Source organism: Verrucomicrobiia bacterium, from assembly GCA_035946615.1.
In the GTDB taxonomy this organism is placed as follows: domain Bacteria; phylum Verrucomicrobiota; class Verrucomicrobiia; order Limisphaerales; family UBA8199; genus DASYZB01.
In genome coordinates, this window is sequence record DASYZB010000008.1 from 1 (window position 1) to 13766 (window position 13766).

The following is a 13766-nucleotide window of genomic DNA, read 5'->3' on the forward strand; positions in this document are numbered from 1 at the left end:
GGAGGATTCGGCTGAACACCGGGTCGAACCGCGATTTGTGCAGATGGTGTTGGCATCACGATGGCGTTTAGTTTATAGGGTGGGGCGGGGGGGGTCAAAGGGGATTTTAGACTTTGGATTTTAGGTTTTGGAGGAATTTCGCAGGCGGCCCGGATCGTTGAATGTTAATGGCTCGGTCGTTTCTTGATCCGGCGGCCTCCCAAGTCCACCACTTGCACACCTTCTATGCGGGTCAATTGACGAGACAACTTGCTCAAGCGCGCGGTCATAGGACCGGTTTGGCCGCTGCCGATAAGCCGCCCGTCCAAGCTGATGACAGAAGCCAATTCGCCCATCGTCCCTGTGCAGAACATCTCGTCGGCGCGGTAAAACTCGGTCAGCGACAGGTCGCGTTGGGCATGGGGGATGGCGTGGTCGCGGCACAAGGCGAGCACCGTGGCGCGGGTGATGCCTTCGGGACAGGCGACCGCCCTGGGCGTGAGCACCTCGGGTCCCTTGACCAGAAACACGTTGGTCGCGTTGGTTTCGGCCACGAACCCGCGCAGGTCCAGCAAGAGCGCGTCATCGGCCCCGGCAATATTGGCCTGGACCTTGGCCAGGATGGACTGCAGCAGGTTGTTATGATGGATTTTTGGGTCCAGGCAATCGGGTGGAAAACGGCGCAGGGCGCTGGTGATGAGCTTGAGGCCGCCGCTGCCATAGACCGGTGGTTTATGTTCCGCCAGGATTATCAGGGTGGGGCCGGACTGGTTGAGCCGGGGGTCCATGCCGGAAGTGATCTTCACACCCCGGGAGAGCGTCAGGCGGATATGCACGCCGTCGGTCATGCGGTTGGCAGCCAGGGTGCGCTTGATCTCGCCGATGATGCTGGCGCGAGGGGGTATTTGCCCGAAGGCCAGAGCCTGGGCGCTTTCGCGCAATCGGTCGAGATGTTCGGTGAGCTTGAAAATCCTTCCATCGTAAAGGCGCAATCCTTCCCAAACGGCATCGCCGCCCTGGACCACCGAATCGAACGGGCTGATGGCGGCCTCGTGGCGAGGCATGAGCTTGCCATTGATGTTGATCAGCAGGTCACGGTTTTTTTTGTTAAAGCTCTGCAACATAAGTGTAGGCTCACGGTTTCACACAAAAGGCCGAGAGGCTTTGATAGTAGGGCAGGCATTGCTCATACAAGCCCAGGAGCCGCTCGGGTAGCGGCTTGGGCCTGGAGGTATAGGGACGAAAACCGGTGGTTGTTTCCACAGCGTTGTACCAATGTCTGGCCCAGACCCCATCCGTGGGCCGCAAGCCCGGCGCCCAGTGAAGCATGCTCTCCTGGAACGAGGCGCCAAAGATTTCGCAAAGCCGGATTAAAACCTGACGGGGCTCGCGAAGCAAATCGGCTGCGTCCACAACAGGGCATGCCGCCCCGGTCTGCTCGCGGATAAGATTGAAGATTTCCACCTGCTGCGGGTAGCCGGTATCGGGCAACCGGGCCTGATGGAATTTCTCATCCAGCGAAGGCACTACTTCGCGCGGGTGCCGAATCAGGAAAAGATGGGTGAGGCGCAGCAGCCAATCGCGGCCTATCTCAGGCAACAAGTGATGAGCCATGTGCTTTTGAAAAAAGACGGATTTTCCCTCGGGGATGGGGCCGGTGAGCCAGGCGGTGACTTTGCGCCAATCGTTCTCCTGGCTGGCAATGACCTCCGCTGCCATCGGGTGCGGCCGGCCTGTCTTGAGCAGGTAGTGCGCATAAAGCGGCTCATCGCACACGTATGTATCGTCGCGATTGCCCCACGACCTCATGAATGCCGTCGAGACGTTGCGCGGCCCGCTCCACACCGCCAGCCGCAGCCCTATTGGCGGCTTTGAAGTCAGTCTCAGGTTTTCCACGGCCCGAACAAAGCACACAAGGCGCCGCTGGCTCAACCAAATTAAGGAAGAAATGGGGGTGGCATCATTTTCATTCTCCCAATTGGTCAGCCAGCAGTCGGGAAAAGATTTCATAAACGACGCTGCGGGGATTGGCGAAGACGCAGTTGATGAATCGCGCGCCCCCGTGAGAGGTTTCTTTGTAGAGCACCCGATAGCCTCCCAGGCGGAGACGGCGCCAACCGGACAGCTTGCCTTCCAGAGCCTTGATATCTCCTTTCTGGCGGGCCAGGCCTTTAATAGCGCGCCGCAACGCCTGGCGCGGCGCCGGCGCAAGCGATTTGACAAATGCCTCCACTTGCGGACCGACCCGGACCTCAGTCTTCATCCAGGCACTCGACGGGGTTGAGTTTCATTTTCCCCGAATCGAAGTCGCGAATGGCTCGCATGGCCTCGGGGTCGGCCAGAATCTCCATAGTCTCGATCATTGCCTCGACGCGGTCCTTGGAAATAAGGAAGGCGGCGATCCTGCCATGACGGGTCACGGCGGTCATGCCGCGGCGTTCGGTTTCCCTCACGATCCTGGGCGTCTGGGCTTGCAACTCAGAAATGGTTACCGTAGAATTCATATCAATAATCTGTAGAATGCCATAAGGGGCGCGGCCGGGCAAGGGAAAGCTCTTGTCCAAATTGCTTGCGGCGGCACTCTCGATGGGGGTAGTTTCCGGTCATGCCGCTCGATGCGAGGCCGGTTTTGAGGTGGGTGCTTCCGCTGGGGCTGCTTTGCTTTCCAGCAGGCGATTCTGTGGGCGGCCCAGCAACCGATTTTTCTCCACCTGGAGAGGAACAGCAACTTCCTCACGCGATGCACTCGCAGATGAAGGAGCGGCCTGTGATCACCGTGGGATTGCACGATGCGGACATTATCGGTTCTGACAACAGGGCCCTGCAGGCTGCGGTGGATTACATCGCCGGCCTGGGAGGAGGCACGGTTCAGATTGGGGAAGGCGAGTTCCTGATGCACGATTCGCTTCATCTTCGGCTCTTGGTTACGGTTCGGGGTAAAGGAGACAAAACCATCCTGCGCAAAGCCAAGGGGGACTCCTCCCCGCTGGCTCTCGACGGCGATTATGGCGAGGAACAGGTGACCCTGGCAAATCCGGATGGATTCAAGGTGGGTTATGGCGTGGCGGTGTGGGACAGCCAGTCCGGCGGGTTCCACACCACAGTAGGCCGAATCACCGGGAAAAATGGCAGCACTTTTTCTTTCGACACGCCATTGAGCGCGGATTGCATGGTGGCCAATAAGGCTCAGGCCGCCACGGTGTTTCCTGTGGTGAGCGGTTATAACCTGGAAGGGGCGCGTATCGAGGACCTGGTTATTGATGGGAACAAAGAGGAGAATGTATCGCTCAATGGCTGCCGTGGCGGGGGTATTTTCCTTTACCGCGGCTTTGGAACCGTCATCGCGGGCTGCGTGGTGCGGAACTTTAACGGGGATGGCATCAGCTTTCAGCAATCCAACGACGTTCGGGTCGAGGATTGCGCCAGTGAAGACAACACGGGCCTGGGCATACACCCGGGGAGCGGTTCACAGAGGCCCATTGTGCGAGGCTGCACGGCTCGGCGCAATGGGCAGGACGGTCTCTATTTATGCTGGCGCGTGCGTCACGGGCTTTTCGAGAAAAACATCCTCGAAGACAATGGCGGGTATGGCATCTCGATTGGGCATAAAGACAGCGACAATGTTCTGCAAGAAAATGAAGTGCGTGGCAATCAGCAGGATGGCGTGCTTTTTCGCAATGAAACCGAAGGCATGGCCGGCCACCGGAATCGGCTGGAAAACAACGTCATTGAAAACAACGGTGGCGGGCAAGAAGCCTCGGGCATTCGGGTGCGCGGGGAACCGCACGACCTGGTATTTCGCAACAACGTCATCCGCGACACGCGCCCTGCGGGCGCCCGCAAGCAAACGGTCGGCATCCGCATCGAACAAGGGGTTGGCAGCGTCCGGCTCGATAACAACGAAATTGAGGCCAGGACGAAAATAGAGGATGAACGGAAGCCAAAGCCTCGAACCTGAGTTCCGCAACGCTTGACTTGGAATCCATTTTATGGCAGTTTACGGCCATGTCTGGCAAGCTCAAAACGGTGCATGTCACCCTGACACCTCAGATTGCCGAGTTGCTCGAGGCCGAGGTGGCGGCGGGGCGATTTGCGAATCTTTCCGAGGCCGTTCGCAATGCTGCCTGGAAAGCCTTTGCCGAAGACCCAGCCGCAGAACTGCGGGCCGCATTCAGCCAATTGGATGAATCGCCAGAGGAAGCCACACCGGACGGCGCTGTTATCGCGGCTGAGATTCGCGCCTGGCGCGCTCGGCGGTGAAAGTCATCGTCGTCGATACCAACACCTTAGCGGGCTTGACTTTTTCATTCAAAGTCTGGCAGTGTCGCTTTATGAATGGGATTCAAAACACCTGCGTCGATGGGAAGGAACCGGCAAAGTCGCACCACTTATTGCATCAATTCAGGCGCCGGCCCGAATTGGTCCTGGCCTTCGGGTTGGTCTTGCTGCTGGCAACAGGTCCGCTGGCCGCGCAGACGCCTGCTCCGGAAGAAGGTTTTGTGAGCCTCTTTGACGGAAAGAGCCTCGACGGGTGGAAGATAGGGGACAACTCGGAACTCTTCCAGGTTCATGACGGCATGATAGTGATGGAATGTCCGGCGACCGATCACCGGCCTGCGCACTTGTTTTATGACGGCGCGGTGAATGGGCATCAGTTCAAGAATTTCGACCTGCGCGTGGACGTGATGACCTATCCGGGCGCTAACTCGGGGATTTACTTCCATACAAAATTTCAGCAGGCGGGTTTCCCCAGGCTTGGACTCGAATGCCAGGTTGATAATAGCCATAGCGATTGGCGGCGCACAGGCAGCCTCTATGGGGTCTGTAATCTGACCTGGGGCCCGGAAACACCGCCCGACGACAACAAACAAAACGTTTTCTTCGTGGAAAAGCCGCCGGTCACTGACAACGTCTGGTACACCCAGGAGATTATTTGCCGGAACGGCGTAGTGACCCTCAAGCTGGATGGGAAGCCCATGTTTACGTACCGGATTACCGAGGCCGACGCCGAACATAAACTTTCCACTGGCGCGACGTGGTTGCCCGAAGGCACCTTCGCTCTGCAGGGACATCCTCCGATGCCGGGGCACATCAGCAAGGCTGCCTTCAGGAATATACGCGTGAAGGTGTTGCCGGATTGATCTGAAAGCAGAAAGCAGAAAGCAGAAAGCTGAAAGCTGGCTCCACAGCACGCTTTCAGCGTGCAGACAGCGGCGGGACGCCGCTTTCACGGCAAAAATGTCCAAACTCCAGCGGTGCGCCCTCAGCGTTCTGCTTGCAGGCGCACGGCGTAGCCGCCACCGGGCGCCAGTTGCGCTTTCAAGACCGTTGCCGCGGAAACGCGTTTCTTCTGCTTCAGGATTTTTTTGGGAAAGCGGTCTGAGTCCGGGGAGTCTGCGTAGATTTCGGCGAGGAAATGGCCGGGGCCGAGGAAAGTGAGCGGTATTTCAAGCCGGCGGGGTTGCCAATTACTCATGCTGCCAATGAACCAGTCAGTCCCATGGCGGCGGGCGATGGTCACAAACTGGCCAGGGGCGCCGGCGAGGCCGCGAGTTTCATCCCAAGTGGTGGGGACGCTTTTGATGAAGTCGAACGCAGGCTGGTCTTTATAGGCCTGGGGGCAATCCGAAACCATTTGGAATGGGGCTTCATAGACGACGTACATGGCGAGTTGCTGGGCGCGCGTGCCCATGACCATGGGCCTTCGCCCGCGCGGTTCAAACTCGGCGAAGGTGACATTATCGAATCCGCCGGGGGTATAATCCATCCGGCCAGCGAGCATCCTCGTGAAGGGGAGCGTGACGCGGTGGTCCGGGTTGTCTCGCGCGCCCGCCTTGGATTGCTCCATCCCCGCCACGGCTTCATAGCCCATGATATTGGGATAGGTGCGGTCCAGGCCGCTGGGTTTGGTGCAGCCATGAAAATCGACCATGAGATGGTGGCGCGCGGCCATGTCCGCCGCGTGGTAATAGAACGCGATTCCCGCCTGGTCATCGCGTTCGATGAAATCGATTTTCACGCCGGCCACGCCCCATTTTTCGTAGATGGGAAACGCTTCATCCATTTGCCGGCTGGCTTCCTGGTAACCAAGCCAAATCCATACCTTCACATTCTTTTGGGCTGCGTATCGCGCGAGTTCGGGGATGTCCACGCGGCCATTCATCCGGGTGATGTCCCCGTGGGCGAACCAGCCGGCGTCCACGAGCATGTAGGGGAAGCCGGAAGTTGCGGCAAAGTCCACGTAATACTTCATTGTTTCTGTGGTGTAGGCGGATTTTCCGTCCGGCCCGATGCTGCCGCTCCACCAATCCCAGGCGGCTTTGCCGGGATGAATCCAGGAGGTGTCGGAAAACGCGGCTGGCGGGTTGAGGCTGGTGAGGACGGTGGATTCGATGAGTTTAGCCGGTTCACTGGCCACCATCAGGACGCGCCAGGCCGAGTGGTAAGGCAATGTGCCCGAGACAGCCAGTGTGGGGTCCTCGACGTGCGGCGCCAGGCGGGTTTCGAACCAGTGGCCGCCCCAATTTCCGGAGGGGTTGACCAAATACATGGCGGTGGAATCCCGGAGGCCGGCCTCGGTAATGGCCAGCCAGCCTACGCCCGGCACATTCATCAGCAGCGGCAGGCCGAGCAGCACCGTGCTGGCCACGCCGCCCTGGTTTGAAAAGGCGGTGATGGGCAGCTTGAGAAATTCACTCTCATACATGGACCGGTAATTGGGAAGGACCAGGGCGTAGGTGGTCGCATCCTTGCTGATTCGAAACTGGGTGTTTTCCCTGGACAGGCGGAAGTCTTTGAGCCCGGGTTGTTCCGGAACGACATACCGGAAGGCAACGGCGTCATCATAGGCGCGGGCTTCAATCGCGAGCTTTCGCGACGGGGCCGCGTTTTCGCGCAGGTCCAGGCGCAGGGCATTAAAATGATTGCGCGCGGCGCTGACCTTGCCGGTCAGGAGGCGGTAACTCTCATCGGTCTGAGACGGGGTGGCATCGAGCAGCCGAACATCCGCGCCCAGAATGGGTTGGCCCTCGAATTCGAGACCAAGCCCCGATTCGTTGAGGAGCGGTTCGCCGCGGAATGAAACTGAATAAACCAGGTGCGCTGGGGCCGACGTGTTTTGGTCCGGCACGATGGAAAACTGAACTATCAGCCGGCCATCGGGCGAGGTGAGTGGCGGAAAGGCCGGTTGCGAAGCGGCGCACAAAGTTCCGAGGAGGAGTGTCAGAGCGGAATATCGCAAAGAATCAGAGAGCATATGACGGAGGGAGACCCAAGAGTGGGAGCAGGAGTAAGAGTGGGAGCAGGAGTAAGAGTAGGAGCAGGAGTAAGAGTAAGAGCAGGAGTAAGAGTAAGAGCAAGAGCACGAGTAAAAGTAAGAGTAAGATATAGAGGCGGGGACTTCTTAGGCAAGGGCCACTGCACCGCACAAGTGGACCTCAAGCCCCAGTTCGGCGAGCATGGCCGCCTTGATGCGGCAGGCGCGATGGGCCTGCTTGGGGTTGGGCGCATAGACGACCTGGATATGGTTGGACTTATGGCGGGCCATCATCTGGTCGCGCGTGATGCCTTCGAGCACCGCGTGCATAATCGGCCATTGGGGCGTGGTCTCGCGCCAGCGGCGCTGGGTCTCTTGCTCAGGCAATTCCACTACGCGCGCGACTCCGAGGTCGCAGTGCAGCTTGCCGTCCATGGTGAATATCCGGCTCCAAACGATGTGCCCCGGTTTTGAGACGCCTTTGATCGTGCCGCCTCCGAGCCGGAAGTACATTGGCGGTTGTCTTTCACTGACGGCCCCTTTGTAGCCGCCAATGAGATGGGCAGGGGGGACAGCCCCGGAGATGAGGAAGACCCAAATGTAATCGTTGAGCCCGCGCCCCCTGAAATGCCGGCCCCAACGCAGGTCATGCAGGGTGTTCTCCGGGGCAAACCCAAGCTGCCGCCAAAGGCGGAAGGTCACCAGGCCGTCCAGGCCGGCGCATTCATCGACTTCATTAAAGTGGGGAATGGGCTCGCCTTCGAACAGAATTCGGCCTGATTCGCGGGACTTTACCGGGGGACGCTCCGAGTTGTTGAGGAGGCCCTCGACGAGGTCGCTAGCGGGGGCGAGGTCCTTGAGTCCTTGCTGGTATTGAATGCCGATAGCGGCGCAGCCAAACTCCGATGCCAGCCGGACCGCTGCCACATACATTCTGCATTGGTCGAGCGTCTGGGCTTTTGTAAGCTCCGTTTGCTCGTCGGTTCCCCAATGAAAGCGCATTCCCTTTTTGAGCAGCCAATCGAGCACCTGATTGGCCTCTGTGGCGGTGACCTGTTGCATGGCGGCATAAAGAGAGGACTGGCTGAGCCGCTCTTTGAACACGCCGGTTGGATGCAGGAGTTCGTCGGGGATAATGGCGTTAAACATGCCCATGCATCCTTCGTCGAACACACCCATGATGGCCTTGTCCTGGCGCAGTTTACGGGCAGCGCGTCTGCCGAGTTGGTCGTCCTCATGAGAGAGTTTGAGCAACCGCAAGTCCTGGACATGGCTTTGATCGTGGCGGATGGCGCCGTCGGCCAGCCAATCGCGGAGGCCTGCTTTGAAAAAGCCATCGGTAAAATCTTCGCTCCAAAGAGTGCTGTACGGAATGCCTGACTTGGTCATTGACCCATTCAGGTTAAGCATGCCGACCAATCCGGGCCAGGTGCCGCTCCAATTGGCGACGGTGAGGACAGGGCCGCGATGGGCGCTCAAGCCGGCCAGCAGATGATGGCTGTACTGCCAGACCGATTCCGCCACAATGAGCGGCGCGGATGAGTCGATGCGCCGAAAGACCTCCATGCCCATTTTTTGGGAATCGATGAAGCCGTGTTGCTTTTGTTTATCGTAAGAGTGGGCGCGAACGATACTCCAGCCTTCCGCCTTGAGGGCCTTGCCGAGGGCGGCCTCCATTTTGGCCTGCTCCGGCCAGCATTTCTGGTTAGCGGAAAGCCGGAGGTCGCCATTGGAAACCAAATAAGCCTGTTTTGGTTTGAGGGGTTTAATGTTGTTCATAGCGCGAACCAAATTCGGCCTTGTTTAACATGGCCGTGGGCTTTTGACCATTTTAGAATTTTGAATTTTGATTTTCGATTGGATGGAAGACAATTTTCCCAGGGTAGCTCGTTTCTCGCAACGCTGGGCTGGAGGACAGAATCCCTTCGGGATTCTCGGGCGACACCTCCGTTGTCAGAAGGTCCGCAGCGACCAGCGGGGTGCGCGCTAGGGAGCACGAAGCCTCCCCCTGCCGGTTTTAGCTCGCTGCTGAGTCCGGAACCACATAACCAAAAACCAACAACAACCGGCGAGCGTTTCGCGCACGGTGAGACAAAAGCACAAATTTATTTCGGGACTTGACCTGTATGTGAAAGTGGAGAGTGGGAAAGGAATACTAAATCAAAAATCAGAATCCCAAAATCCTACTCTGTTGACGGCCCCATGCTATTCTGCAAGCCTCACCGGATTCGAGCGAAGAACCCATGGAAATCAAGAAAGCCATTATCACGGCAGCAGGCAAAACACAGCGGACGTTGCCGTTGCAGACGTTGGTTGATCGCGACGGGGTGACTAAAACGGCCTTGCGCATCCTGATTGAGGAAATTGGGGCCGCGGGCATCGAGGAAATCTGCATCGTGATTTTCCCAGGCGATCAGGCGGCCTATGAGGCAGCAGCCGCCGGGCATGGGAAAAGATTACGATTTGTCGAGCAGGACCAGGCGCTGGGTTATGGCCATGCGGTTTTCTGCGCCAAGGATTTTGCGGGGCGCGAGCCCTTTTTGCTTTTGGTGGGAGACCATCTCTACGTCAGTGGCGGGCAGAAACGCTGCGCGCAGCAACTGGTCGAGATTGCAGCCGCCGAGAGTTGCGCCGTATCGGCCGCGCAGGCAACCCATGAAAGCAAGCTCCCCTATTACGGAGCGGTGGGGGGACACCTGGCTGCCGGGCGAAAGGGTTTGTATGAAATCGCGGATGTATTGGAAAAGCCGACGCCGACCGAAGCCGAGCAACGGCTCATTGTCCCCGGACTGCGCGCCGGGCATTACCTTTGTTTTTTCGGCATGCACGTGCTGACGGCGGCGCTGATGGAACTGCTGGCCGAAGAGATGACATGCTCCGCCGGCAAAGGTGTCCATCTGACGCGCGCGTTATCGCGTCTGGCCAAGCGTGAACGGTACCTGGCTTGCGAGCTTTCCGGGCGGCGCTATGACATCGGGGTGAAATATGGGCTGTTAACTGCGCAATTGGCGCTCGCGCTGGATGGGCAGGACAGGGATGAGGTCCTGAGCGGGGTGGTGGAATTGCTGGCGCGCCGCGTGATGGGCTGAGTTGGCTGTCGCAAGGGGCTTGGCATGTCTAAATTAACTCGCATCATCACGGCAACGGACCCGTTCGAGCGGAACCAATCCGTCGAAGGGGCCTGTGCCGGGGTTTCGGTTGAGGGCCTGCTCGAGGAATGCGCTGAGTTGGACCGGTTCCGCCGGCACTGCGATAACCTGTATGAGCGAGTGCGCGCCCTTTTTTTCCTGTACGCCCTGCACCGATTTCATCTGCCCCAGGCATTGGCAGCGCAATCTTCGGAGGCCCGTCCGGGGCCTCGTTCGTTCATCCCGTTCAAAGGTTACGAGCACCTGCTGCAGCGGCGTTTCGAAGAGGCTATCGAGCAATTTCTCGAGGCCCAACTGGCCGCCGGGCCCAGCGACACCATTTCGAGCGCGTTGGCTGCAGCGTATCACCGGCTAGCCTTTCAAACGCTGGCCGACCAGGTCCGCCGCAGCGTGCGCTCGGTGCGCGGCAACCAATGGATGTTCCGCATGGGCCACCCGTCCGACCAGCCCCTGCGGCTGCGCCCTGAACTGCTCCGGCGCGACCCTGCCGATGGGACCTACCCGATTCTGCGCGAATGCACTCCCGTGCGCATGGACCTGACCCATTGCGGCTGGAGCGACATCTTCTTTCTAGGGATGGACTATCCCGAGGGGGCGAAGGTTCTCAATATCTCGATTGATCTTGGCGTGCATGGCCGTGATGATTTGCCGCGCCCGCCCGTCGAGGCCTACCTGCGCGTCATCGAGGAGCCTATCTTGCGCCTGGTGAGTGTCGATCTGGGGGCGGCGGCGGACATCTCGACCCTGGCGGAGGTATTCGATTTTGCGAAGGATTACCTGGGATTGCTCAAAGCGGCGGTGATCGCTGCCGGCATCGTTCCTCCAGGCATCGAAGGGTCCGGCCATAGCCTGGCCGACCTCCTGGGCCGCATTGTCCGGCCCGGAGCGGGCCTGGAGATTGTCAGCAGCGTCAACCATATCCCCAAAGGCTCGCGCCTTGCGGTCTCAACGACTTTGCTGGCGGCCCTTGTGAGCGTTTGCATGAGGGCCACCCGCCAGGCGGCATCGCTTGCCGGCCCGTTGGAAGAACATGAGCGGCGACTGGTTTTGGCGCGCGCGCTTCTGGGCGAATGGCTGGGGGGTTCCGGCGGCGGCTGGCAGGATTCGGGCGGTGTTTGGCCGGGAATGAAATTAATTGAGGGCGTGCTGGCCGGGGAAGGGGACCCTGAATTTGGGATCAGCCGTGGCCGGTTGATGCCGCAGCACCGCATCTTGCAAGCCGAGGATGCCTCTGCGCAAATCCGCAAGAAACTCCAGGACAGCCTGGTCCTGGTCCATGGCGGCATGGCGCAGAACGTCGGGCCGATTCTTGAAATGGTGACCGAGAAGTACTTGCTTCGTTCGGAAGCCGAATGGGCGGCGCGCCAGAGCATGCTGGGCATTCTGGACGAAATCCTGGCGGCGTTGCGGGAGGGCAACGTGCAACGGATTGGCGCGGCAACGACTCGCAATTTCCAGCAGCCAATCCAAACCATTATTCCCTGGGCCACAAATTATTTCACCGAAAGCGTTATCAGCCGAGTCCGGGCGGAATTGGGGGCTGACTTTTGGGGGTTTTGGATGCTGGGCGGCATGTCGGGTGGGGGCATGGGTTTCATTGTTGCGCCGGAAAAGAAGGCCATGGCCCAGGAGCGACTGCAGGAAATCATGCGCGGGGCTAAACGGGAGCTCGAACAGGCACTGCCTTTTGCCATGGACCCTGTGGTCTATGATTTTGCCATCAACGAACGCGGTTCAGTGGCAGAATTGTTTGAGGGCAGCGCGGCATTGATGCCTTCCGGCTATTATACCCTCATCGCGCCGGGGCTGCTGCGCCTGGACCGCCACTCCCTTTCCACCCTGCGCCGGGCGGAATTAGACAAGTTCGGCGCTGCGTGCCGCACCCGGCCTGAATTGGGGGGCGTGGTGCAGACTCTCTTTGATGTGATGCTGCCCCGAGGCAGAGCAGAGATGACCGGCGGACAATCTCTGGCCGCGCTTCTTGAACAACACGGCTTCGACCGCTTGCAACACGAGCAAATCCGCGCCGACCTCAAACAAGGGCATATTGGTCTCGCGCAGAACCGGCTGCCGGCGAGCGTGGTTTTGGAGGATGCCGGCGTGGAGGAAGTAGCGGACCTCAGCAGGCCCGAGGCATCGGCTGCCCCGTCGAGCGCGGAGGCGGAGCTTCAGGAAATAGGTTTGGCCTCTCTTAAGAGGGGGGAAGTTGCGGTGGTTTCGCTTGCGGCGGGGGCGGGGAGCCGGTGGACCCAGGGGGCCGGGGTGGTTAAGGCACTGCACCCATTCTGCAAACTTGCCGGGCGCCATCGCTCATTCATTGAAACCCATTTGGCCAAGAGCCGGCGGATTTCACAAATCGCGGGCGTTCCTCTTGCGCACCTCTTTACCACCAGTTACCTCACTCATGCGCCCATCGAGGAGTTCCTCAACCAACAGCGGCATTACAATTACCAGGGGCCTCTATTCCTTTCGCCCGGCAAATCGGTCGGCTTGCGCCTCATTCCCACTGTGCGCGACCTGAGGTTCATGTGGGAAGAAATGCCCCAGCAAATCCTCGATGAACAGCAACAAAAGGTCCGCGACAGTCTCCGGCACGCCTTGATTAATTGGGCCCGCACGGCTGGTGAGGCCAGCGATTACACGGACAATCTTCCGCTCCAATGTCTGCATCCGGTCGGTCATTGGTATGAAGTGCCAAACCTCCTTCGCAACGGGGCTCTAGGGCGCCTCCTGGCGGAGCGTCCGCAACTCAAATACCTGCTGCTTCACAATATTGACACGGTGGGCGCGGACGCCGACCCGGGATTGCTGGGGCTGCACATTCGCAGCGGGGCCTGCCTGACATTCGAAGTTATCCGGCGGCGCCTGGAAGATCGCGGGGGCGGTTTGGCCCGAGTCAATGGCCGCGCGCGGCTGGTGGAGGGGCTGGCTGTGCCGCGGGAAGAGATGGAGTTTGCGCTGAGCTATTACAACTCGAACACCTGCTGGATCGATCTCGATAAACTTTTGACAGCCTTTGGGCTCACGCCCTCGGACCTCAATGAGGAGTCCAAGGTCGCTGCGGCCATACGCGCCCTGGCCGCCCGGATGCCGACCTATATCACACTCAAAGAGGTGAAGAAACGCTGGGGCCATGGACAGGAGGACATCTTCCCCGTTTCCCAATTCGAAAAGCTCTGGGTGGATATGACCGGGCTGCCGGAGATCGATTCGAGATTTGTGGTGGTGCCCCGCTTGCGCGGCCAGCAACTCAAAGACCAGGCCCAACTCGACGGCTGGTTGCGCGACGGCTCAGCCAATTATGTCGAGACTTTGTGCGACTGGGGGCGCTAATTCGCGGATACCAGCCCGAAACTCCAATGACACGAATTGCCGCGAAGGGG

General features: G+C 59.3%; 11 protein-coding genes. 5 read left to right on the forward strand and 6 right to left on the reverse strand.

Annotation, left to right across the window (positions count from 1 at the left end):
* Positions 1-164: 164 nt before the first annotated feature.
* The 4 genes from VG146_00810 to VG146_00825 all read right to left on the reverse strand — a co-directional run bounded on the left by VG146_00810 (position 165) and on the right by VG146_00825 (position 2483).
* On the reverse strand, positions 165-1103 hold the full coding sequence (locus tag VG146_00810) for an aminotransferase class IV (GenBank protein HEV2390879.1): 939 nt from the start codon (positions 1101-1103) through the stop codon (positions 165-167).
* A 10-nt stretch (positions 1104-1113) separates the two neighbouring features.
* Positions 1114-1875 carry an HAD family hydrolase gene (locus VG146_00815; GenBank protein ID HEV2390880.1) on the reverse strand — a complete coding sequence of 254 codons (762 nt, stop codon included), beginning with the start codon at positions 1873-1875 and terminating at the stop codon, positions 1114-1116.
* Between the two features lie 70 nt (positions 1876-1945).
* Positions 1946-2242: a hypothetical protein gene (locus VG146_00820; protein HEV2390881.1), complete on the reverse strand. Its 297-nt coding sequence runs from the start codon at positions 2240-2242 to the stop codon at positions 1946-1948.
* A complete protein-coding gene (locus VG146_00825; protein ID HEV2390882.1) occupies positions 2232-2483 on the reverse strand; it encodes a type II toxin-antitoxin system prevent-host-death family antitoxin in 252 nt (83 codons plus the stop codon). Before VG146_00825 ends, VG146_00820 begins: the two co-directional genes overlap by 11 nt.
* 101 nt (positions 2484-2584) lie before the next feature.
* Between VG146_00825 and VG146_00830 the strand changes: the two genes are divergently transcribed.
* The 3 genes from VG146_00830 to VG146_00840 are packed head-to-tail and all read left to right on the forward strand — an operon-like array spanning position 2585 to position 5120.
* Entirely contained in the window at positions 2585-3937 is a 1353-nt protein-coding gene (locus VG146_00830) for a right-handed parallel beta-helix repeat-containing protein (GenBank protein ID HEV2390883.1), read from the forward strand.
* A 47-nt stretch (positions 3938-3984) separates the two neighbouring features.
* Positions 3985-4239, forward strand: coding sequence for a hypothetical protein (locus tag VG146_00835; protein ID HEV2390884.1), 255 nt, complete (start codon positions 3985-3987; stop codon positions 4237-4239).
* Positions 4236-5120, forward strand: a complete 885-nt coding sequence (locus VG146_00840; protein ID HEV2390885.1) for a DUF1080 domain-containing protein — start codon at positions 4236-4238, stop codon at positions 5118-5120. The genes VG146_00835 and VG146_00840 overlap by 4 nt, the downstream gene beginning before the upstream one ends.
* A 122-nt stretch (positions 5121-5242) precedes the next feature.
* Here VG146_00840 and VG146_00845 read toward each other — a convergent pair whose 3' ends face one another.
* Positions 5243-7219 carry a glycoside hydrolase family 97 protein gene (locus VG146_00845; protein HEV2390886.1) on the reverse strand — a complete coding sequence of 659 codons (1977 nt, stop codon included), beginning with the start codon at positions 7217-7219 and terminating at the stop codon, positions 5243-5245.
* 162 nt (positions 7220-7381) lie between these two features.
* A complete protein-coding gene (locus VG146_00850; protein ID HEV2390887.1) occupies positions 7382-9013 on the reverse strand; it encodes a fucose isomerase in 1632 nt (543 codons plus the stop codon).
* Positions 9014-9477: 464 nt separating this feature from the next.
* Between VG146_00850 and VG146_00855 the strand changes: the two genes are divergently transcribed.
* Together VG146_00855 and VG146_00860 are read left to right on the forward strand one after the other, a co-directional pair.
* Entirely contained in the window at positions 9478-10323 is an 846-nt protein-coding gene (locus VG146_00855) for a sugar phosphate nucleotidyltransferase (protein HEV2390888.1), read from the forward strand.
* Positions 10324-10347: 24 nt separating this feature from the next.
* Positions 10348-13716, forward strand: coding sequence for a UTP--glucose-1-phosphate uridylyltransferase (locus VG146_00860; protein ID HEV2390889.1), 3369 nt, complete (start codon positions 10348-10350; stop codon positions 13714-13716).
* Positions 13717-13766 lie beyond the last annotated feature (50 nt).